Here is a 19,926-nt window from a genome sequence, read left to right as displayed (position 1 = left end):
GACAAGCCGCGCGTTCACGGCACAAAAACTGCGCAAGACCTGCGCATCCGCCGCGACCCGGCGGGACGGCGTCAGCCCCCGATCATGTTTCGGTCAAATATAGGTCGCATTTGTCACATGAGTGAAACGCAAGCGTCATAACGCCGCGCGCATCTGGTCCATGCTACATGGGCATAATGCGAGATTTCCGGCCCATGTCACGCCTTTGCACCCCGACCCTTTCCGCCCTGCTGATGGCGAGCAGCCTGCTGGTGCCAAGCCACGCCGCCTTCGCCCAGAGCGGCGCGGGCGCTGCCCCTGCCGCCGCCGATCAGGCGCAGACCATCGCCGATCTCCAGCGCCAGATCGACGAATTGAAGGCGATGGTGACGGCGCTTCAGGCAGCCCAGAGCGATCCGGCGCGCGGCCCAGCTCCCGCCCCCGCCACTATGGCGGCAGCGCCCGCCCCTGCCGCGCCGCTTGCCGTGACGAGCATCGCCCAGCCCGCCCCCGCCACCGCGCCCGCGGGCGATCCGCGGCTTGCTGCCGCCACCCCGCCGCCGCCCAAGTCCAAGGCATGGTACGAACGCCTGCGCCTGCGCGGCTACACCCAGATGCGCTTCAACCAGATCGTCTCGGGCGATGCCAACGCGCCCGCCGGGGTCTCGCGCCTGCGCACCATCGGCGATGGCGAGGTGCGGCCCGACAACAATTTCAGCTTCCGCCGGATGCGCCTCGTGCTGCAAGGCGACCTCAACGATCACGTCTCGCTCTACTTCCAGCCCGATTTTGCCGCTGCCGTTTCCAACCAGTCGGCGGGCGAGCGGCGCGAGGGCACGGTATCCTTGCGCGATATGTATGCCGACGTCTTCCCGTTCGATGACAAGTCCTTCCGCATCCGGCTCGGCCAGTCGAAGGTGCCCTATGGCTGGGAGAATATGCAGTCCTCCTCCAACCGCCTCGCGCTTGACCGTACCGACGCGATCAACTCCGCCGCGCCGGGCGAGCGTGATATCGGCATCGTCGCCTATTACACCCCGGCCCATGTGCAGGCGATCTGGGACCGGCTCGCCAAGGATGGGCAGAAGCTTTTCGGCAATTACGGCGCCTTCGGCTTTGGCGCGTTCAACGGGCAGGGGCTCAATCGCACCGAGGCCAATGACGATGTCATGCTGACCGGCCTTGCGACCTGGCCGTTCGAACTCGATGGCATCGGGCTCGAGGGCCAAGTGTTCGAAGTGGGCGGGTCATTCATGCGCAACCGCATCCGCCCCGAAGTGCGCACCGGCGGCCTCAGCGCGACCAGCTTCAAGGACGACCGCGTGAACATCCACGCGATTCTCTACCCCCAGCCCTTCGGCGTGCAGGCGGAATGGAACTGGGGCACCGGCCCCGAATTCGTCCCCGCCAGCGGCCGGATCGAGGAACGGCCCAACAACGGCGGCTATGTCCAGCTGATGGGCAAGATCGACGAATCGCCGATCGGCCCGTTCTATCCCTTCGCCCGCTGGCAATATTACCGCGGCGGGTTCAAGGGCGCGATCAATGCGCCCAGGCTGGAGACCGAAGAGCTGGAACTGGGCTTCGAATTCCAGCTCGATCCGGCGCTGGAGATCACCACCACCTATGGCTTTGCCAAGCGCAAGGAAGCCGACGAGCGGCGTCTGGGTCAGGCCGAAGGGCAGATCCTGCGCGTGCAGGCCCAATGGAACTACTGACGTGGAACTACTGAGGCAGGCCGATTGATTACGCGTCGTCGCCGAACTCGGCGAGGGTTTGCAGGAACGCAAGGTTGACCACCTTGAGCGCGCGGCCTTCACGCGCGACGATGCCTTGCGCTTCCCATTCCGAGATCAGGCGGCTGACATTCTCGCGCGCAAGGCCGGCAAAGGCGCCCAGATCGCTCTGGTTGGGATCGTAGCGCAACCGGCCGTCGTCGCGCGCCGGATCGACCAGCCGCAGCAAGGCGCGTGCGAGCCGCGGGGCCATCGAGAAGGTGCGGTCGCTTTCGATCACCAGATTGAGCTGGCGCACCCGCCGCGCCAGCTCGCGCATCACGCCGGCAGCGGATTCGGGATTGGCGGTCGCGGCGGCAAGGAAGGTGTGCGAGGGCAGCAGCAGCACGCTTGAAGGCACGGCGGCGGTCACGGAGGCGGTGCGCGGGCCGGAATCGAGCATCGCGATTTCGCCGACCAGCTCGCCGGGGCCGCAATAGTTCAGGATGATCTCGTGTCCGCTGGCGCTGACCATGGTGATCTTGAGCCCCCCGGTCAGCACCACGACCGCAAAATCGCCGACCTCGTCCCCTTGCGAGATGATCGTCTCACCCGGACGCAATTCGCGCCGGGTCGCCTCGCGCAGCAGCCGTTCGAGCTGATCGGGAGCGAGTGCGCGCAGCAGCGTATCGGGCGCAAGTCTGGCGATGAGGTCGTCGAGCGTGTTCATCATGGCCCCCATGATAGCGCCGCACGCCGGGGCCGCCATGGCCCGCCGCATCGGCTGACAGATCGCAGACTAAGCCGCGCCCGCATCGAAATCCGTGATGGCCATCACAGACGGTGCCGGGGCTTTGCGCGATAGGGGATTCGCGACCCGGTGGAGGGAATGCTACCCTCCACCCTCTTGGCCCACATCTTCCAAAGGGGATGTGGGCCATTTTTTTGGGCGCAGGCCAAAGCCGCGCGATCAGTGCCCGCCCGAGGGATCGGCGAAATGGCTCGGCAGGTGGGCGTTGACCACGCCGCCATCGACCGTCAGCGTCTCGCCCACGACATAATCGCCCGCGCGGCTGCACAGGTAGATTGCGGCTGCCGCCATGTCTTCCGCTGTGCCGATGCGCTTGGCGGGGATACCGCTGGCCGATGCGTCAGGCGCGTCCTTGGCGGCGCGGTTCATCTCGGACGGGAAGGCGCCGGGCGCGATCGAGGTGACGACGATATTGTCCTGAATGAGCCGCGCGGCCATGCGTCGGGTCAGCTGGATCACGCCCGCCTTCGATGCCTGATAGGCGTAGGTCTCCCACGGGTTGATCCGCTGGCCATCGATCGAGGAGACATGGATCACCTTGGCCGGATGCCCCTGCTTGCCGCCTTCGACCAGCAGGTCGTGGAGCTTCTGAGTGAGGAAGAACGGGGTCTTGACGTTGAGGTCCATCGTCCGGTGCCAGCCGGCCTCGGAGAATTCGAGATAGGGCTGGCCCCAGGCGGCGCCCGCGTTGTTGATGAGGATATCGAGCCGGCTCTCGCGCGCCTTCAGTTCATTGGCGAGGGCGATCATGCCGTCCATCTGGCTGAGGTCGGCGGGGATGCCGATGACGCGATCCGCGCCGAATTCATCAATGGTCGCCTGCATCTGATCGGCCTTGCGCGCCGAGATGTAAACGCGCGCGCAGCCCGCGGCGAGGAGCCCCTCGACGAACATCTTGCCGATGCCCCGCGACCCGCCGGTGACGAGCGCGATGCGCCCTTCGAGGCTGAAAAGTGATTGAATGTCCATTATAAATCTCTCCGTCTTCCCGGGCTTGACCCGGGATCCCGCTCACTTATTCCCCGCCGCGAGAAGGAAGCGGGGCCCCGGATCAAGTCCGGGGAGACGATGTTGGCTCAATACCCGCTCAATTCCGCCACGCGGTTGGCGTGGAAGTTGGCGTCGCCGAGGAACTCGGCCAGCGCGCGTTCGCGCTTCATGTAGAGGCCGATGTCATATTCGTCGGTCATGCCGATGCCGCCGTGCATCTGCACGCCTTCCTGCACCGCCAGCCGCGCGGTCTTGGCGACCTTGGCCTTGGCGACGCTCGCCATCAGTTCGGCGTGCGCGCTGCCGCCGTCGAGCAGTTGCTGCGCCTTGATGGTCGCGGCGCGGGCGATCTCGACTTCGGAATAGAGGTGGCTGGCGCGGTGCTGGAGCGCCTGAAACTCGCCGATCAGACGCCCGAACTGCTTGCGCTGCTTGAGGTAATCGACCGTCATGTCCATCGCGCCCCGGGCGACGCCGACCCCTTCCGCCGCAGCGCCCACCCGGCCAGCCAGCAGCATCGCATCGAGCACGGCTCGCCCGCCGTCGATCTCGCCAATCACGGCATCGCCGTCCAGCTCCACGCCGTCGAACCTGGTGTGGGTGGCCATCGAGCTGTCGACCAACCGCACCGCATCATGGCTCATGCCCGCAGCGTCCTTGGGGACAGCGAAGAGCGTGATCCCGTCGGCATCATCGTCCGCGCCGGATGTGCGCGCGGCGACCACCAGCATGTCGGCGCTGGAGCCGTGAATGACGAAGCTCTTGGCGCCGCTGAGCTTGAACCCGTTGCCCGACTTCTCGGCGCGGGTGGTGATGCGGCTGGGGCGGTGCTTGGCGGTCTCGTCGATGGCGACGGCGAACACGCTGTCACCCGCGATCAGCCCCGGCAGGTAGCGGCCCTTCAAATCCGCCGAGCCGTGCTTCAGCGCCGTCGCGGCCAGCACGGACGAGGTGAGGAACGGCGAGGGCGTGAGGTTGCGGCCGATCTCTTCGAGCACGATCCCGGCCTCGACATGGCCCATGCCGAGCCCGCCGTCGGCTTCTTCAACCAGCATCCCGGTAAAGCCCATTTCGGCCATCTGCTTCCACAGGGCATGACCGAAGCCGTCCTTGCAATTGCGGTCGCGCCAGTGGCGCAGCTGCTTGGCGATATTGCCTTCCTCGGCCATGAAACCGGCGGCGGTGTCGGCGAGCATCGCCTGATCTTCGTTATGATACAGGGGCATTGGTTTTCCCTCTCCCGGAAATTCAAATCCCCCCTCCCGCCTGCGGGAGGGGTAGCGAGACTTGCCAGCTTGCTGGCTAGTCGCAGCGGGGTGGGCCTGCGAGCGGTCGCACTTGCCCACCCCCGACCCCTCCCGCAAGCGGGAGGGGAGTTGATGTTCAAGCCCCCGGCAGGTCGAGGATGCGCTTGGCGATGACGTTGAGCATCACTTCGCTGGTGCCGCCCTCGATCGAGTTGGCCTTGGTGCGCAGCCAGTTCTTGGCGGGCTTGCCGCTTTCGGTGGCCTCGCTTTCCCACTCAAGCGAGCGCGAGCCGCCGACCGCCATCACCAGCTCGTGGCGACGCTTGTTGAGCTCCGTCCCGGCATATTTCATCATGTTCGGCTGCGCGGGGTGCGCCTTGCCGACCTTGATCTCGTCGAGGAACTTCTCGCCCATCGCGGCATAGGCCAGCGCGTCGACATCGAACTGCGCCAGTTCGGCGCGCAGGACGGGGTCGATTTCGTCGCCGGTCTTGGAAGCATGGCGCTTCATCGCCGCGCCAATTGCCGCCTGACGCTCGCCGCCGTCCGCACCCGAGATCATCTCGCGCTCGTGGCCGAGGAGATACTTGGCAACGTCCCAGCCGCGGTTGATGGTGCCCACATAGGCCGGCACGTCATCGCCATAGGACTTGGGCACGGCGACATTGTCGAAGAAGGTCTCGCAGAAGGGCGAGGAGCCGCTGATCAGCTTGATCGGCTTGGTGGTGACGCCTTCGCTCGCCATGTCGAACAGCATGAAGGTAATGCCGCCATACTTGTTCTCCTTGTCGGTGCGGACAAGGCAGAAGATCCAGTCGGCGTGATCGGCGTAGGAGGTCCAGATCTTCTGGCCGTTGACGACCCAGTGATCGCCCTTGTCCTCGCCGAAGGTCTGGAGCGAAACGAGGTCGCTGCCCGAGCCGGGTTCGGAGTAGCCCTGGCACCAGCGGATTTCGCCGCGCGCGATTTCATTGAGGAAGCGCTGCTTCTGGCCCTCGGTGCCGAAATGCAGCAGCGCCGGGCCGAGCATCCAGATGCCGAAGCTGGAGAGCGGCGGGCGGGCGCCGATCTTGCCCATTTCCTCGCGCAGCACCTTGGCTTCCGGTGCGGAAAGGCCAGCGCCGCCGTATTCCTTGGGCCACATCGGCACGGTGTAGCCCTTGGCGACACAGGCTTCGAGCCACGCCTTCTGGGCATCGTTCTTGAAGGTCGCGCGGCGGCCGCCCCAGTAGATGTCGTCCTCGCCGCGCACCGGCTCGCGCATTTCGGGCGGGCAGTTGGCTTCGAGCCAGCTGCGGGTTTCGTCACGGAATTGTTCAAGATCGGCCATGACCGACTCTCCTCTCTCGTCTCTCACTTGACGCTTACGTTAGCGGCATTTTTTGCGAGCCTGCAAGCGTCCATCGTATGCCTGTCATTTCGGGCACCATGCCGTAGCGTAAGGGCAAGCGCGATTGACGGCCCGCGCAATCGGTCTAGGAACGAAACCCAATGCGGGAGAGAGAATTTGGCCGGATTCGGCGGTTTGCCTGACCACGAGGACAGGCACGGATGAGCATGACGACGGGGCCGCTGCCGTGGCGGCTCAAGCTGATGCACGGGTTCGGTGCGGTCGCCTTCGGGGTGAAGGACGGCGGCTTTTCGTTCTTCCTGCTGCCGTTCTACAATCTTGTTCTGGGCGTGGATGCCGGGATCGTCGGCGCGGCACTGGCAACCGCGCTGGTGATTGATGCGCTGGCCGATCCGCTGATCGGGCACCTCTCGGATCGCACCTATACCCGCTGGGGCCGCCGCCTGCCGTGGCTCTACCTGGCCCCGCTGCCGCTGGCGCTGATGTGGGTGGTGCTGTGGTCGCCGCCCTTCGTGGGGGTGCCAAGCTATTGGGAGATCCTCGCGCTGGCGGTGGGCGTGCGGCTGCTGCTGTCGGCCTGCGAAGTGCCCTCGATCAGCATGGTGCCCGAACTCACGGGCGACTATGTCGAGCGCACGACGCTGTTCCGCTACCGCTATCTGTCGGGCTGGATCGGCGGGCTGACCATGTCGGTGCTGGCCTTCACCGTGTTCCTGCCGACCCCGGAATCGCAGTTGCAACCCGATGGCTATGCCCTGTTCGGGATGGTCGGCGCGGTCGCGATGCTGGTGTCCGTGATCGGCTCTGCCGCGGGGCAGCACCCCTATGTCGCACGCCTGCCCGATACGGCCCCGCCGCCCTTCTCGCTGGCCAAGGCGTTCGGCGAGATCTTCGAGGCGTTCCGTGAACGGGCCTTCGTGATCTTTGCCGCCGGCGCGCTGGCGGCGCATGTCAGCACCGGGCTGTCGCTGTCGATCACGCTCTATGTCACCCGCTATGTCTGGCAGTTCAGCGAGACCGCGTTCAAACTCTATCCGGCGGTGCTGGGGCTTTCGGTGGTGCTGATGTTCGTGCTCGTCGGCCCGCTGCACCGCCGGTTCGGCAAGCCGTTGAGCGGCGCGGGCGGATCGCTGGCGACACTGGCGATTGCCGGCACGCCCTACGCGCTGTTCCTCCTCGGACTGTGGCCGCAAACCGGATCGGTGCTGTCCACCGCGCTGTTCATGGGTTTCATGGTCGTCGCCAACACCGCCGGGGTCATCACCATCATTTCCGCCACCTCGATGGTCGCCGAGATCGTCGAGGCCTTCGAGGAACGCACCGGCAAGCGCGCCGAGGGGACGTTCTATGCGGGCAACTGGCTGGTGACCAAATCGGCCACCGGCGGCGGCATTCTGCTGACCAGCCTGATCGTCGAGGTGGTCGGCCTTGCCCCCGGCACGGCGCAGGCCGATGTCGCGCCCGATGTGGTGCGCCATCTGGCGATTGCCTACATGGTGGTGGCAGCTGCGCTGACACTGTGGGCGGCCTTCTGGCTCGCCCGCTTCCCGATCAGCCGCGCCGATCACGAGGCCCGCCTCGCCGCTCGCACCGCGCGCGAGCGTGCCGTAACGGCAGGCGAGTTCGCGCAGAAATGAGAGCTTGGCTGTGGCGGGAGGCTCTGCCACGGTTACCCCAAGAGTCGATTGCAATTGAGGACGAGAGGAACCCCCCATGGATTTTGAACCCACCGAAAGGCAGGCCTATTGGCGTGACCGCGTGCGCGATTTCATCGAGACGCACGTGCGCCCCAATCATCATGTCTACAAGGCGCAGGACGCCGAGGGTGATCGCTGGAAGGTGATCCCGATCGTCGAGGAGACCAAGGCCAAGGCCAAGGCGGCCGGCATCTGGAACCTGTTCATGCCCCCGCGCAATGACAGCCACCACCATGTCGACGACACCTTCGATTTCGAAGGTCCGGGCCTCACCAACCTCGAATATGCGCTCTGCGCCGAGGAAATGGGCCGCATCGGCTGGGCGAGCGAGGTGTTCAACTGCTCCGCGCCCGATACCGGCAACATGGAGGTGTTCCACCGCTATGGCACGCGCGAGCAGAAGGAAGAGTGGCTGCGTCCGCTGATGAACGGCGAGATCCGCTCGGCCTTCCTGATGACCGAGCCCTACACCGCCTCCTCGGACGCCACCAACATCGAGACCCGGATCGAGCGTGACGGCGATCACTATGTGATCAACGGGCGCAAGTGGTGGTCCTCGGGCCTCGGCGATCCGCGCTGCAAGGTCGCGATCGTGATGGGCAAGACCGATTTTGCGGCGCAGCGCCATGCGCAACAATCGATGGTGCTGATGCCGATCGACAGCCCCGGCGTGAACATCATCCGCCACCTCCCCGTCTTCGGCTATGACGACGCCCCGCACGGCCACATGGAAGTCGAGATGAAGGACGTCCGCGTTCCCGTCTCGAACATGCTGCTGGGCGAAGGCCGCGGCTTCGAGATCGCGCAGGGCCGCCTCGGGCCGGGCCGCATCCACCACTGCATGCGCACCATCGGCGTCGCCGAAGAGGCGCTCGCCAAGATGTGCCGCCGCCTGCAGGAGCGTGAGGCTTTCGGCAAGCCGGTCTACAAGCACTCGGTCTGGGAAGAGCGCGTCGCGCGCGCCCGTATCGACATCGACATGACCCGCCTGCTCTGCCTCAAGGCCGCCGACATGATGGACAAGGTCGGCAACAAGGCAGCCAAGCAGGAAATCGCGATGATCAAGGTGCAGGCGCCGACGATGGCGCTCAAGATCATCGACGATGCGATCCAGGCCCATGGCGGCGGCGGCGTTTCGGCGGACTACGGCCTTGCAGAGGCCTATGCCCACCAGCGCACCCTGCGCCTTGCCGACGGGCCGGACGAAGTCCACGCCCGCTCGATCGCGCACATGGAGTTCGCCAAGCACGCGCCGGTTCCGGGGCCGACGGCGAACGCCCTGCGCGGCAACCACGGGCGCGCCGCCAATGACGGCCAGAGCTTCAGCTCGGGCGACATGGGCGTGGCGCGGTAAGCACCTGAGTAAAAACTGCCGTTCGTGCTGAGCTTGTCGAAGCACCGTTTTTCTTTTTGAACCTGAGCCGCGAAGGAAGAACGGCCCTTCGACAGGCTCAGGGCGAACGGAGTTTGCTCATGGCAAAAGCCGCCATTCTCGAAGCCCCCGGCCAAGGCCTCACCATCAAGGAGGTCACCTATGCCGAGCCGGGCCCGCACGAAGTCCTGATCGACACCAAGGCCTGCGGGCTGTGCCACTCCGATCTGCACTTCATCGACGGGCACTACCCCCACGCGCTCCCCTGTATTCCGGGGCACGAGGCCGCGGGGATCGTGCGTGCGGTCGGCTCCGAGGTGAAGACCGTGAAGCCCGGCGACCATGTCGTCTCGTGCCTCTCGGCGTTCTGCGGGCACTGCGAGTTCTGCGTCACCGGCCGCATGGCGCTGTGCATGGGGGCCGATACCCGCCGCATGAAGGGCGATGCGTCGCGCATTGCCTTTGATGATGGCGCGCCGGTCAACCAGATGCTCAACCTCTCGGCCCTGTCCGAGCAGATGCTGATCCACGAACACGCCTGCGTCGCGATCGACAAGGCGATGCCGTTTGACCGTGCGGCGCTGCTCGGCTGCGCGGTAACGACCGGCGCGGGGACGATCTTCAACGCCTGCAAGGTGACGCCCGGCGAGACCGTGCTGGTGGTCGGCTGCGGCGGGGTGGGCCTTGCCGCGATCAACGCCGCCAAAATCGCGGGCGCAGGCAAGATCATCGCCGCCGACCCGCTGCCCGAAAAGCGCGCGCTCGCCGAAGTGCTGGGCGCGACCCACACCGTCGATGCGCTGGCCGAAGATGCCGCCAAGCAGATCATCGCCATTTCCGGCGGCGGGGTGCATTGGGGGATCGAGGCGGTGGGTCGGCAGGCCTCGGCCGATCTCGCGGTCGCATCGCTCAGGCGCGGGGGCACCGCCGTGATCCTCGGCATGATGCCGCTCGATTGCAAGGTCGGCCTCGGCGCGATGGACTTGCTCGGCGGCAAGAAGCTGATGGGCGCGATCATGGGGATGAACCACTTCCCGGTCGATCTGCCGCGTCTGGTCGATTTCTACCTGCGGGGCCTCCTCGATCTCGACACGATCATCGCCGAGCGGATCACGCTCGATCAGGTGAACGAGGGCTTTGATACGATGCGCAAGGGCACGTCCGCGCGCACGGTTGTGGTGTTCGACTGATGACTGACGCTCCGCAAATCGATTTCGACAAGGAAATGGTCGGCACGGTCGAAGTGACCGAGAAGGACGCGCTCGACCTTGCCAGCCTCACCGCCTGGTTCGAGGCGAACGTCGAAGGCTTCGCCGGCCCGATCAGCTACACCAAGTTCAAGGGCGGCCAGTCGAACCCGACCTACCGGATCGACACGCCGGGCGCCTCCTACGTGCTGCGCCGCCAGCCCTTCGGCAAGCTGCTGCCCAGCGCCCACGCGGTCGACCGCGAATATGCGGCGATGACCGGCCTCTACCCCACCGGCTTCCCCGTGCCCCGCACCTATGGCCTGTGCGAAGACGTGGAGGTGATCGGCTCCAAGTTCTTCGTGATGAGCATGGCCGATGGCCGCAGCCTGTGGAACGGCGCCCTGCCCGGCCTCACCCCGGAGGAACGCCGCGCGCATTACAACGCGCTGATCGACACCATGGCCGCCCTGCACCTCAACGATCCGGTTGGGATCGGCATGGGCGAATTCGGCAAGCCCAATGATTACTGCGCGCGCCAGATCACCCGCTGGACCAAGCAGTACAAGCTCTCCGAAACCGAGCACATGCCGGAGATGGAGCGGCTGATCGCATGGCTGCCCGAGACGATCCCGCCGCAGCACGGCTCCAGCGTCGTCCACGGCGATTACCGGCTCGACAATGTCATCTTCCACAAGACCGAACCGCGCGTGATCGCGGTGCTCGATTGGGAGCTGTCGACGCTGGGCGATCCGATTGCCGATTTCAGCTATCTGATGCTCAACTGGTTCCAGCCCGCCGATGGACGCGCGGGGCTGCTGGGGCTGGATCTTGCAGCGCTCGGCATCCCGAGCGTCGAGGAAGCGGTCGAGCGCTATGTCGCCAAGACCGGCTATCCCGTGCCGCCGATGGACTGGTATTTCGCCTATAACCTGTTCCGCCTCGCAGGCATCATGCAGGGCATCAAGAAGCGCGTGATCGACGGCACCGCCTCCTCCGCCCACGCGCAGGCGATGAGCGAAAGGGTGCGCCCGCTGGCAGAGCGGGCCTATCAGTTCGCGATCGCCGCGGGGATGGCGGAATAGGCCGCAAGCGCCGGGGCGGCTTACGTATGCCGCCCGCAGCTTGCAGCCACCGCTTGCCGCAAGCGCGCGGCGCGGCTAGGCGCGCGAGGACGCTATTGTGCGCGCCGGAGACCCTTGCATGAGTGCTGACCTGATCGCCGCCATCGAAGCCGCCTGGGAGAACCGCAGCGAAGTCGGCCCCGGCCACGACGTTCGCCATCAGGTCGCCGACGCGCTCGCGCTGCTCGACAGCGGCGAGGCGCGCGTCGCCGAGCCGGACGGGAATGGCGGGTGGCAGGTCAACCAGTGGCTCAAGAAGGCCGTGCTGCTCAGCTTCCGCCTCAACGACAACCGCGTGATGGATGGCGGTGCTGCCGGTGCGCCCGCCTATGACAAGGTGCCGCTGAAGTTCGCCGGTTGGGGCGAGAACCGCTTCAAGGACGCAGGCTTCCGCGTGGTGCCGGGTGCAGTCGTCCGTCGCGGCGCGCATATCTCGAAGGGCGCAGTGCTCATGCCGTCCTTCGTCAATATCGGTGCCTATGTGGGCGAGAACACCATGATCGACACCTGGGCCACCGTCGGCTCCTGCGCGCAGATCGGGGCGAATGTCCACATTTCGGGCGGCGCGGGGATCGGCGGCGTGCTCGAACCGCTCCAGGCCGAGCCGGTCATCATCGGCGACGGCGCCTTCATTGGCGCGCGCGCGGAAGTCGCCGAAGGCGTGCGCGTGGGCGAAGGCGCGGTGCTTTCCATGGGCGTCTATCTCGGCGCCTCGACCAAGATCGTCGACCGCGCGACCGGCGAGGTTCACATGGGCGCCGTGCCGCCCTATGCCGTGGTCGTCCCCGGTTCCATGCCCGGCAAGCCCCTGCCCGACGGCTCGCCCGGCCCCAGCCTCTACTGCGCGGTGATCGTCAAGACCGTCGACGCCCAGACCCGCTCCAAGACCGGGATCAACGAGCTGCTGCGCGACTGACGCGCGGCACAGCGCCGGAACCAACTCGCCCCTTGACTGTTGGTTGACGTTACGGAAACTTGTTCCGTAACGTCAACGAGGCATGGGAGAAGGCGACATGGCCGACAATAATGACATCATCCGCATCAATGACGAGGCCGCCCGCGGTGCGGTGAGCAACACCGGCCTGCGCTATGTGCTGGGCTTCAGCCTCGGCCTTGCGGTGATCGCGATGAGCCTTGTCTGGATCATCCCGGCCCTCGCCCACGCGCATTGATGAAGGCGGATCACTCCGCCCCCGGACACTACTTCACGGGCGGAGTGATCAGGGTTTCGATCGCCGGTTCGCCCGCGACGCTTGCGGCATAGGCTTCCGCCGCGCGCATCACGCGCAGGATGTTGCGGCTGGCGATCATTTCCAGCTCGGCCTGCGAATAGCCGCGCCGGGCAAGCTCGGTGAACAGCGCGGGATAGCCGCTCACATCCTCCATCCCGACCGGGCCAATCGGCATCCCGTCATAATCGCCGCCGATCCCGATATGCTCGACGCCCGCGATCTTGCGGATGTGGTCGATATGGTCGGCCATGTCCTTGATCGTGCTCTTGGGTTCAGGATTGGCGGCGAGCCATGCGCCCATCGCCTTGGTCGCGGCATCGGGGTTGCCGAGGTGGACGACCTTCAAGCGCGCCAGCTCGCCCGCGCGGGCCGCATCCCACTGGCGGATGTCTTCGTTGATGAAGCGCGGCAGGGCGACCACCATCACCACGCCGCCGTTCTGCGGCAGGCGGGCGAGCACAGAATCGGGCACGTTGCGCGGATGCGGGGTCACGGCGCGCGCGCCGGAATGGCTGAAGATCACCGGCGCCTTCGCGACATCCAGCGCGTCCATCATCGTGTCCTCGCTGACGTGCGAGAGGTCGACCAGCATCCCCAGCCGGTTCATCTCGCGCACCACATCCTTGCCGAAATCGGTCAGCCCGCCATGCTTGGGGTTATCGGTCGCAGCGTCCGCCCAACGGATGTTGAAGTTGTGCGTCAGCGTCATGTAGCGCGCGCCCATCGCGTGGAACTGGCGCAGCACGGCAAGGCTCGATCCGATCGAATAGCCGCCCTCCATCCCCAGCAAGGACGCGATTTTGCCCTCGCGCATCGCGGTCTCGACCTGATCGGCGGTCAGGGCGTAGCGCATGGTTTCAGGGTTCTTGGCGATCAGCCGCTTGGTGACGTCGATCTGCTCGATGGTCTGCTGCACCGCCGCCGCCTCATTGGCGTTGTGGGGGACATAGACCGACCAGAACTGCGCGCCGACCTTGCCCTTCTTCAGCCGGATCAGATCGGTGTGCATCGCGCCATCGTCTCCGCCGACATGGTCGTGTTCGTCCATGGTGTCGGTGAAATCGAAGGCGTTGATCTGGTTGTTCTCGCGCGAGCGCAGCTGGCCGGGCGCGTCATTGTGCCCGTCGAACACCGGCGCGACCTCAAGCGCGGCGGCGGCGGTGGCGGCGGCCTGTTCCTCGGTCACCTTCTGGGCGTGGGCGGGCGCAAGCGCCAACAGCGCGGCGGACAGGGCGAGCGCGGCGCGCAGGGCGTTGGCTTGCATGCTTGTGGAAACTCCCGTTAAGGCGGCGCGGTGGCCGGAGACAAGCATGGATAGCGCGCAAACCCTGATCGAACAATTGGGCCTCGCCGCCCACCCCGAGGGCGGGTGGTATCGCGAGACTTGGCGCGGCGAGGCAGGGCCGGAGGGCCGCGCGCAGGGCACCGCAATCATCTTCCTGCTGCGCGCAGGCGAGGCCTCGCACTGGCACACGGTCGATGCCGCCGAACTGTGGCTGTGGCAGGCGGGCGATCCGGTCGAGCTGCGGCTGTCAGCCAGCGATGAAGGCCCGGCGCGCTCGGTGATCCTCGGCGCGGATGTGGCGGCGGGACAGCAATTGCAGGGGCTGGTCGCTCCGGGTGAATGGCAGGCCGCGCGCCCCTATGGCGAGGCCGTGCATGGATACTCCCTCGTCTCCTGCGTGGTGGTGCCGGGGTTCGACTTCGCGGGCTTCCGTCTGGCCGAGCCGGGTTGGGAGCCGGGCGCATGATCCGCACCGCCCTGCGCTGGGTCTTGGCGGTGTTCTACTTCGCCGCCGGGGTGATCCACATCCTGCTGCCGCAGCCTTTCCTCACCATCATGCCGCCGGGCGTGCCCTTCCCCGAAGCCGTCGTGCTGTGGACGGGTGTGGCCGAAATCCTTGGCGCAATCGGCCTGGTGCAGCCGTTCTCCAAGCCGCTGCGCCAGGCGGCCGGGTGGGGACTGGCGGCGTATGCGCTGTGCGTCTGGCCTGCCAACATCAACCATATGCTTATCGATATGGCGCGCGGCGATGGCGGGCTGGGGATGGGCTATCACATCCCCCGGATGTTCGCGCAGCCTGTCATCATCTGGCTCGCGCTGTGGGTGGGCGAGTGCCTGCCGCTGCGCCGCCGCGCGGCGTGACCCCCGGGGAGGCGATCCTCTCCCTGCTTGGCCAACGGGCCGAGCGCGCCACCATCTGCCCGAGCGAGGCCGCGCGCCTTCTGGCAGGGCCGCAGGGCGACTGGCGCGCGGAGATGGAGGCGGTTCACGCAGCCACCGACGAATTGCTGGAAGACGGCGTCATCACCCTCTCGTGGAAGGGCGAGACAAAACAAAAGCGGCGCGGACCCTACCGGATCGCGCGCCGCTGATGCGGGGCCAAAGCCCCTATGCCAAAAAGGCTCAGCTCAGGTGCTTGCTGACCGCAGCGGTCATCTTGAACATCGAGATCTGGTCCTTGCCGATCACCGCGCCAAGCTTGGCATCGGGATTGATCTGACGCTTGTCCTTGGTGTCCTGCAGGCCATTGGCCTTGATGTATTCCCACACCTTCGAGGTCACTTCGGCGCGGGTCATCGGGCCCTTGCCGATCACGGCTTCGAGATCGCCCGAAAGCGTCACCGGCTTCTGAAGTGCATTGGTCGTGCCAGCCATCATCTACTCCCTTATGTAAGTGGCAGGTTGATCAAAGATCGTCATCTTCCCAGTCCGCATCATCATCCTCTCCGCCGCCGGTATAGGTGGCGTGGAGCACAGCGCAGGCCGTGACCGACCCTTGCAATGATGCGAGCAGTTCCGCCCTCCCCGCGCCGGGCATCAGCACCAGCGGCAGTTCGGTGGCGAACAGTTGAAACAAGTAATGGCGCGTCTCACCCTCGGGCGGGGCGGGCAGCAGCCATTCGGAATTGCCGAGCGCGTTCTTGCCGGCGCGCGGCGGCGTTTCGCCTTCGAGCAGCTTGCCGCGCTGTCCGGCCAGACCCCACACCAGCCAGTGGCAGGCAGGATCGGCGCCCTTCGAGGAGGCATCCTCCACCACCAGCACCAGTTCGGCCGAACCCGGCGGCGGCGCGCTCCATTCCAGCGGGGGAGCGACGGCGTCTTCCTCGTCAGCGGTGAAGCTCGCATCGAGCTCCTCACCCTGCCCGAAGGCCGGGCTGGTCAGCGCAAAACCACCGCGCGCCATTGCTGCCGCCGAGCCCAGCTTTGCAATCGCAAGGCCGGGGTGGCGGGCGGGGGCGGGCACGTGGGGTGCGAGCCAGGCGGGAAATTCCGTCATGATTCTGTCAGTCCTCGGCCCTCGTGCTAGTCCCTTCGCAGGCCTGATACGAGACTTGGCAAGGCGGTTTTTCGCGGTTTCTGAGGAAAACCCTGCAAATGCAGGCAAAAAGGTCACGGTTTTCGCGGGATTCTTAGGGGATTTTCCGCAGCAATCTTGCCTGCGCCCCCGCGCCATTGCATTTCTGGCGCGCCAGACGCCCCCCCGCGCCGGCCCCACCCTGTCGGAGTTGCCCGCCTTGATGAAGCCCGCCCGCACTGCCTTGAGCCTTCTTCTGTCGGTCAGCCTGGTGGCCTGCGGCGGGGGCGGATCATCCTCGGCCCCGCCCACCGGCGGCGGCGGCGCGCCGACCCCGACCCCGACCAGCAGCGCCTGTTCGCTGAGCGCGCGGCAGGATTTTGCCGATCAGGTGCTCAACGAGTGGTATCTTTTCCCCGATCTGCTGGCGACGGTGAACCGCGCGACGGTCGGCAATCTCGACGACTATCTCGATGCCCGCGTCGCCCCGGCGCGCGCGGCCAATCGTGACCGGTTCTTCACCTTCGCCACCTCGATCGCGGAAGAGAACGCGCTGATCAATTCCGGCTCCTCGGCGGGCTTCGGTATCCGCCTGTCCTATGACACGGCGAACCGCCGCCTGTTCGTGGTCGAGGCCTATGAAGGCGCAGCCGGCCTTGCCGCCGGGCTTGACCGCGGCACCGAGATCACCGCGATCGGCACATCAGCGGCCAACCTGCAAAGCGTCTCCGCGCTGTTCGCCAGCGGCGGTGCGCAGGCGGTGGCCGATGCGCTCGGGCCGTCCACGGCAGGCACCACCCGCGTGCTGCGGTTCACCCCGGCAGGCGGCACATCGCAGGAGCGCAGCGTCACCAAGACCGACTTCGCGCTCGATCCCGTGTCGGATCGCTATGGCGGACTGATCCTCAACGACGGGGGCAAGCGGGTCGGTTACATCAACCTCAGAACCTTCATCATCGCCGATGCTGCCAATCAGCTGCGCAGCGCCTTCGCCCAGTTCGCCGCGCAAGGCGTGACCGAGCTGATCATCGACTTCCGCTACAATGGTGGCGGGCTGATCGATGTGTCGGACGTGTTTGGCGATCTCTTGGGTCGCGGGCGCACCGGGCAGGTGTGGAGCCGCACCGTGCTGCGCGCCTCCAAGTCGGCGGAGAACGAGACGCGCCTGTTCCAGGCCGAACCCAACGCCATCGCGCCCACCAAGGTCGCGGTAATCACGACCGGCGCCAGCGCCTCGGCGAGCGAGCTCGTCACCAATTCGCTGATCCCCTACCTCGGCAGTAATCTCGCGCTGGTGGGCGCCAATTCCTTCGGCAAGCCCGTCGGCCAGTTCGGGTTCGACCTTGCTTCCTGCGATCTGCGCGTGCGGGCGGTGGTGTTCCAGACGGTCAATGCCAATAATCAGGGCGAATATTACACCGGCCTTGCCGGGGTCATGCCCAACACCTGCCGGGCAGGCGATGACATCACCCGCCCGCTCGGCGACCCGCGCGAGGCTTCGATCGCGGCGGCGCTCGATTTCCTCGGCGGGCGGGCCTGCACCCCGATCACCGCGGGCGGCGCGGACGGCATCGCGGGCGGGCTGGAGCAAGGACAGGCCGCGCGTCAGGGTCTCTCCCTGCCCGAACGTCAGCCGCTCCAGCCGCGCCGGCCCAACCCTGCGCAGCACGAGTTGCCCGGACTTTTCTAGATACGCTTGTTCTAGAGCCCTGCGGGCACCGTCTCGAAGGATGGCGTGTCGCCGAGGTCGACCCAGTCCTGCTTGCTCTTGGCATAGCAGTGGAAGGCGGGCTTGAGGATGCTGGTATCATCGAGCGTGCCTGCCTTGATGAACATCATCCCCGGCGGGCTGTCGACACGGGTGAAGACCGGCGAGCCACATTCGGGACAGAACTGCCGCCGAACGGTCGCGCCGCTGTCGCCGGTGTCGTTATAGGTCTTGAGCGTGCCTTCGAAGGTGACAGCACCCTCGGGCACGCCGATAATCACCGACAGCGCGCTGCCCGCCTGACGCTGGCAGTTCTTGCAGTGGCAGGTGACACACAGCAGCGGATCACTTTCGCAGGCGTAGCGCACTGCCCCGCACAGGCAGCCTCCGGTGATGGTCATGCTCTCTCCCCCCCTCTTGGCCCGGCCTGCCTTAGGGCGCAGCGGGGCCGGTAAACGGTTGGCTATCGGTATAGCCGCAGCCCTCGAAAGTCTCCCCGCCCAAAGCGATAGTGGCGACGTATGGGAACACGCGGTCGCTCATCCCGTCGCTGCATTCGCCGGGGGTGAGCGTGGCGGTGAGCGGCTTGCCGTCAAGCGTCCCGGAAAAGCCGAGGCCATTGTTCCCGGCAAAGCGCGTGGCGGCGAAAGCTGTGCCGGGCTGGTTGTCGGGGGTCGTCCACAGCCCTTCTGTGCCCGCGATCCTGAGCGTCCAGAAGGGTTCGGTGCCGGTCAATGTGACGACCTCACCCGGCGCGACGGCATCGAAGGTCTTCCCCTTGGGATCGATCCCGTCGGTCTGGGCGGGGGTGCAGGCGGCCGCGCACAGCAGGGCGGCGAAGAGCGGCAGGGGGCGGATCATGGGTTTCTCCTCAGGCGCCAGAATAGGCCGGAACCTTGACCGCGCCAAGGCATTGCCCGCCCATGGACTTTACCCCCACCCGCGCGCGCGGCCTTGCGCGCCTCGACCAGTTTCTCCCCGCCGCCGGCCGCCGCTATGCCGAAACCCGCAACGCCGATGATGGCCCGCGCGCAGACGGGCGCGGCAATGTCAGCCAGCTCTCCCCCTGGCTCCATGCCGGACTGATCGGCGAGCCCGAGGTGCTTGAAGCGGTGCTGCGCCAGCACAGCCCCCGCGCCGCCGAGAAGTTCATCGCCGAGGTGTTCTGGCGGATCTACTTCAAGGGCTACCTCGAACAGCGCCCGGCGATCTGGGCCGATTACGTCAAGGGCCGCGACGGTGCGCTGGCGGCGCTCGAAGCCAATGCGGGGCTGCGAAAGGGCTACGCCGAGGCGGTGGATGGCCGCACCGGGATCGACGCCTTCGACACATGGGCGCACGAACTGGTCGCCACCGGCTACCTCCATAACCACGCGCGGATGTGGTTTGCGAGCATCTGGATCTTCACCCTCAAGCTCGATTGGCGGCTGGGCGCGGATTTCTTCCTGCGGCATCTGATGGATGCTGACGCGGCCTCGAACACCCTGTCGTGGCGCTGGGTTGCGGGGCTGCATACCAAGGGCAAGCATTACCTTGCGCGGGCCGACAATATCGCGCGTTACACCGCCGGCCGGCCCGAGGGGGCACTCGCCGCGGCGCGGCTCGCGGGCGATGAGGCGCAGCCGTTGACCGAAGCGCAGGACTACGCGCGGCAAAAGCTCGACCTTCCCGCGCCCGTCACCGCCGCCGATCTGGCCGAGCCTTTCGCTCTGCTGCTGCATGATGAAGCCGCGCACCATGCTCCGCTTTCGCTGCCCGCCGCGCCTGCGCTGATCATCGCTGCGGGCCGCCCCGCGGCACGCTCGCCCGGCGCGATGGGGAGCCACGCTCTGCACTTTGCCGGAGGCGCGCTTGCCAGCGGTGCGGCAGAGGCCGCCGCCGCATATGGCTGTCCGCTGGTGGAGTGGCGCGATGGCCAGCCGCTTGCCCCTCTGCTCACCGAGGCAGGCGCGCAGCGGGTGGCGGTGCCCTATCTGCCCGCCGGATGGACGCGCGATGCGCTCGCCCCCGGCCTCATGGCGCTCGACGCCGAGGGCCGGGTGACCCGCCTGCTCGGCGATCTCGACCGGGCGACCTGGCCCCATGCCAAGGCCGGGTTCTTCGGGATTGCCAAGCAGATCGAGACATTGCTGGCGCAGTGCGGGATCGCGGGGTGATGTGACCTGCGCAGGGTGATCCGGGCAACCCGGTATTAACCCTGTCCGCGCTAGGTTT

General features: G+C 66.5%; 21 protein-coding genes. 12 read left to right on the top strand and 9 right to left on the bottom strand.

Annotated features, from left to right (window positions below; translation table 11 throughout):
• The first annotated feature begins 233 nt into the window (after positions 1–233).
• Positions 234–1,697 carry a porin gene (locus PS060_RS09145; protein ID WP_443112419.1) on the top strand — a complete coding sequence of 488 codons (1,464 nt, stop codon included), beginning with the start codon at positions 234–236 and terminating at the stop codon, positions 1,695–1,697.
• A 28-nt stretch (positions 1,698–1,725) separates the two neighbouring features.
• On the opposite strand, the gene PS060_RS09140 is transcribed toward PS060_RS09145, so the two are convergent.
• The 4 genes from PS060_RS09140 to PS060_RS09125 all read right to left on the bottom strand — a co-directional run bounded on the left by PS060_RS09140 (position 1,726) and on the right by PS060_RS09125 (position 6,072).
• Complete coding sequence (locus PS060_RS09140; protein ID WP_273982610.1) at positions 1,726–2,427, bottom strand: Crp/Fnr family transcriptional regulator; 702 nt, start codon at positions 2,425–2,427, stop codon at positions 1,726–1,728.
• Between the two features lie 237 nt (positions 2,428–2,664).
• Positions 2,665–3,474 carry an SDR family oxidoreductase gene (locus PS060_RS09135; RefSeq protein WP_273982609.1) on the bottom strand — a complete coding sequence of 270 codons (810 nt, stop codon included), beginning with the start codon at positions 3,472–3,474 and terminating at the stop codon, positions 2,665–2,667.
• A gap of 107 nt (positions 3,475–3,581) precedes the next feature.
• Entirely contained in the window at positions 3,582–4,721 is a 1,140-nt protein-coding gene (locus PS060_RS09130) for an acyl-CoA dehydrogenase family protein (RefSeq protein WP_273982607.1), read from the bottom strand.
• A gap of 157 nt (positions 4,722–4,878) precedes the next feature.
• The gene (locus tag PS060_RS09125; protein WP_273982606.1) at positions 4,879–6,072 is read right to left on the bottom strand and encodes an acyl-CoA dehydrogenase family protein; all 1,194 of its coding nucleotides are present in this window, start codon (positions 6,070–6,072) and stop codon (positions 4,879–4,881) included.
• Between the two features lie 221 nt (positions 6,073–6,293).
• Between PS060_RS09125 and PS060_RS09120 the strand changes: the two genes are divergently transcribed.
• The 6 genes from PS060_RS09120 to PS060_RS09095 all read left to right on the top strand — a co-directional run bounded on the left by PS060_RS09120 (position 6,294) and on the right by PS060_RS09095 (position 12,645).
• Positions 6,294–7,730, top strand: a complete 1,437-nt coding sequence (locus PS060_RS09120) for an MFS transporter (protein ID WP_273982604.1) — start codon at positions 6,294–6,296, stop codon at positions 7,728–7,730.
• Positions 7,731–7,806: 76 nt separating this feature from the next.
• Positions 7,807–9,144, top strand: a complete 1,338-nt coding sequence (locus PS060_RS09115; protein WP_273982603.1) for an acyl-CoA dehydrogenase family protein — start codon at positions 7,807–7,809, stop codon at positions 9,142–9,144.
• Positions 9,145–9,263: 119 nt separating this feature from the next.
• A complete protein-coding gene (locus PS060_RS09110; RefSeq protein WP_273982602.1) occupies positions 9,264–10,352 on the top strand; it encodes a Zn-dependent alcohol dehydrogenase in 1,089 nt (362 codons plus the stop codon).
• Complete coding sequence (locus tag PS060_RS09105; RefSeq protein ID WP_273982601.1) at positions 10,352–11,434, top strand: phosphotransferase family protein; 1,083 nt, start codon at positions 10,352–10,354, stop codon at positions 11,432–11,434. Before PS060_RS09110 ends, PS060_RS09105 begins: the two co-directional genes overlap by 1 nt.
• A gap of 118 nt (positions 11,435–11,552) precedes the next feature.
• Positions 11,553–12,389 (top strand): 2,3,4,5-tetrahydropyridine-2,6-dicarboxylate N-succinyltransferase, encoded by an 837-nt coding sequence (gene dapD, locus PS060_RS09100; protein ID WP_273982600.1) that lies wholly within the window; start codon positions 11,553–11,555, stop codon positions 12,387–12,389.
• Between the two features lie 82 nt (positions 12,390–12,471).
• The gene (locus PS060_RS09095) at positions 12,472–12,645 is read left to right on the top strand and encodes a hypothetical protein (RefSeq protein WP_273982599.1); all 174 of its coding nucleotides are present in this window, start codon (positions 12,472–12,474) and stop codon (positions 12,643–12,645) included.
• A 28-nt stretch (positions 12,646–12,673) separates the two neighbouring features.
• On the opposite strand, the gene PS060_RS09090 is transcribed toward PS060_RS09095, so the two are convergent.
• The gene (locus PS060_RS09090; protein WP_273982598.1) at positions 12,674–13,969 is read right to left on the bottom strand and encodes a dipeptidase; all 1,296 of its coding nucleotides are present in this window, start codon (positions 13,967–13,969) and stop codon (positions 12,674–12,676) included.
• Positions 13,970–14,015: 46 nt separating this feature from the next.
• Here PS060_RS09090 and PS060_RS09085 point away from each other — a divergent pair, with 46 nt between their 5' ends.
• The 3 genes from PS060_RS09085 to PS060_RS09075 are packed head-to-tail and all read left to right on the top strand — an operon-like array spanning position 14,016 to position 15,081.
• Positions 14,016–14,456 carry a cupin domain-containing protein gene (locus PS060_RS09085; protein ID WP_273982597.1) on the top strand — a complete coding sequence of 147 codons (441 nt, stop codon included), beginning with the start codon at positions 14,016–14,018 and terminating at the stop codon, positions 14,454–14,456.
• Positions 14,453–14,851, top strand: a complete 399-nt coding sequence (locus PS060_RS09080) for a DoxX family protein (RefSeq protein ID WP_273982595.1) — start codon at positions 14,453–14,455, stop codon at positions 14,849–14,851. The genes PS060_RS09085 and PS060_RS09080 overlap by 4 nt, the downstream gene beginning before the upstream one ends.
• The gene (locus PS060_RS09075; protein WP_273982594.1) at positions 14,848–15,081 is read left to right on the top strand and encodes a DUF3253 domain-containing protein; all 234 of its coding nucleotides are present in this window, start codon (positions 14,848–14,850) and stop codon (positions 15,079–15,081) included. The genes PS060_RS09080 and PS060_RS09075 overlap by 4 nt, the downstream gene beginning before the upstream one ends.
• A gap of 31 nt (positions 15,082–15,112) precedes the next feature.
• Here the strand turns inward: PS060_RS09075 and PS060_RS09070 are convergent, their stop codons facing one another.
• Together PS060_RS09070 and PS060_RS09065 are read right to left on the bottom strand one after the other, a co-directional pair.
• The gene (locus PS060_RS09070) at positions 15,113–15,367 is read right to left on the bottom strand and encodes an SWIB/MDM2 domain-containing protein (protein WP_066531297.1); all 255 of its coding nucleotides are present in this window, start codon (positions 15,365–15,367) and stop codon (positions 15,113–15,115) included.
• A gap of 28 nt (positions 15,368–15,395) precedes the next feature.
• On the bottom strand, positions 15,396–15,986 hold the full coding sequence (locus PS060_RS09065) for a YbhB/YbcL family Raf kinase inhibitor-like protein (RefSeq protein ID WP_273982593.1): 591 nt from the start codon (positions 15,984–15,986) through the stop codon (positions 15,396–15,398).
• A gap of 262 nt (positions 15,987–16,248) precedes the next feature.
• Here PS060_RS09065 and PS060_RS09060 point away from each other — a divergent pair, with 262 nt between their 5' ends.
• On the top strand, positions 16,249–17,694 hold the full coding sequence (locus PS060_RS09060; protein ID WP_337960219.1) for a S41 family peptidase: 1,446 nt from the start codon (positions 16,249–16,251) through the stop codon (positions 17,692–17,694).
• Between the two features lie 11 nt (positions 17,695–17,705).
• On the opposite strand, the gene PS060_RS09055 is transcribed toward PS060_RS09060, so the two are convergent.
• Positions 17,706–18,113, bottom strand: coding sequence for a GFA family protein (locus tag PS060_RS09055; RefSeq protein ID WP_273982592.1), 408 nt, complete (start codon positions 18,111–18,113; stop codon positions 17,706–17,708).
• A 31-nt stretch (positions 18,114–18,144) separates the two neighbouring features.
• Positions 18,145–18,573: a COG3650 family protein gene (locus PS060_RS09050; protein ID WP_273982591.1), complete on the bottom strand. Its 429-nt coding sequence runs from the start codon at positions 18,571–18,573 to the stop codon at positions 18,145–18,147.
• A 62-nt stretch (positions 18,574–18,635) separates the two neighbouring features.
• On the opposite strand from PS060_RS09050, the gene PS060_RS09045 reads away from it, so the two are divergent.
• Positions 18,636–19,868, top strand: a complete 1,233-nt coding sequence (locus tag PS060_RS09045; protein ID WP_273982590.1) for an FAD-binding domain-containing protein — start codon at positions 18,636–18,638, stop codon at positions 19,866–19,868.
• Positions 19,869–19,926: the final 58 nt, after the last annotated feature.

Origin of the sequence: Erythrobacter sp. BLCC-B19 (assembly GCF_028621955.1) — a bacterium.
Lineage (GTDB): Bacteria > Pseudomonadota > Alphaproteobacteria > Sphingomonadales > Sphingomonadaceae > Erythrobacter.
This window is presented reverse-complemented; position numbering and strand designations above follow the sequence as displayed.

Excerpts from the sequence above, each read along its gene's own strand:
- PS060_RS09145 (WP_443112419.1), top strand. The coding sequence starts at position 234 with ATGGCGAGCAGCCTGCTGGTGCCAAGCCACGCCGCCTTCGCCCAGAGC.
- PS060_RS09140 (WP_273982610.1), bottom strand. The coding sequence starts at position 2,427 with ATGATGAACACGCTCGACGACCTCATCGCCAGACTTGCGCCCGATACG.
- PS060_RS09135 (WP_273982609.1), bottom strand. The coding sequence starts at position 3,474 with ATGGACATTCAATCACTTTTCAGCCTCGAAGGGCGCATCGCGCTCGTC.
- PS060_RS09130 (WP_273982607.1), bottom strand. The coding sequence starts at position 4,721 with ATGCCCCTGTATCATAACGAAGATCAGGCGATGCTCGCCGACACCGCC.
- PS060_RS09125 (WP_273982606.1), bottom strand. The coding sequence starts at position 6,072 with ATGGCCGATCTTGAACAATTCCGTGACGAAACCCGCAGCTGGCTCGAA.
- PS060_RS09120 (WP_273982604.1), top strand. The coding sequence starts at position 6,294 with ATGAGCATGACGACGGGGCCGCTGCCGTGGCGGCTCAAGCTGATGCAC.
- PS060_RS09115 (WP_273982603.1), top strand. The coding sequence starts at position 7,807 with ATGGATTTTGAACCCACCGAAAGGCAGGCCTATTGGCGTGACCGCGTG.
- PS060_RS09110 (WP_273982602.1), top strand. The coding sequence starts at position 9,264 with ATGGCAAAAGCCGCCATTCTCGAAGCCCCCGGCCAAGGCCTCACCATC.
- PS060_RS09105 (WP_273982601.1), top strand. The coding sequence starts at position 10,352 with ATGACTGACGCTCCGCAAATCGATTTCGACAAGGAAATGGTCGGCACG.
- dapD (WP_273982600.1), top strand. The coding sequence starts at position 11,553 with ATGAGTGCTGACCTGATCGCCGCCATCGAAGCCGCCTGGGAGAACCGC.
- PS060_RS09095 (WP_273982599.1), top strand. The coding sequence starts at position 12,472 with ATGGGAGAAGGCGACATGGCCGACAATAATGACATCATCCGCATCAAT.
- PS060_RS09090 (WP_273982598.1), bottom strand. The coding sequence starts at position 13,969 with ATGCAAGCCAACGCCCTGCGCGCCGCGCTCGCCCTGTCCGCCGCGCTG.
- PS060_RS09085 (WP_273982597.1), top strand. The coding sequence starts at position 14,016 with ATGGATAGCGCGCAAACCCTGATCGAACAATTGGGCCTCGCCGCCCAC.
- PS060_RS09080 (WP_273982595.1), top strand. The coding sequence starts at position 14,453 with ATGATCCGCACCGCCCTGCGCTGGGTCTTGGCGGTGTTCTACTTCGCC.
- PS060_RS09070 (WP_066531297.1), bottom strand. The coding sequence starts at position 15,367 with ATGATGGCTGGCACGACCAATGCACTTCAGAAGCCGGTGACGCTTTCG.
- PS060_RS09065 (WP_273982593.1), bottom strand. The coding sequence starts at position 15,986 with ATGACGGAATTTCCCGCCTGGCTCGCACCCCACGTGCCCGCCCCCGCC.
- PS060_RS09055 (WP_273982592.1), bottom strand. The coding sequence starts at position 18,113 with ATGACCATCACCGGAGGCTGCCTGTGCGGGGCAGTGCGCTACGCCTGC.
- PS060_RS09050 (WP_273982591.1), bottom strand. The coding sequence starts at position 18,573 with ATGATCCGCCCCCTGCCGCTCTTCGCCGCCCTGCTGTGCGCGGCCGCC.
- PS060_RS09045 (WP_273982590.1), top strand. The coding sequence starts at position 18,636 with ATGGACTTTACCCCCACCCGCGCGCGCGGCCTTGCGCGCCTCGACCAG.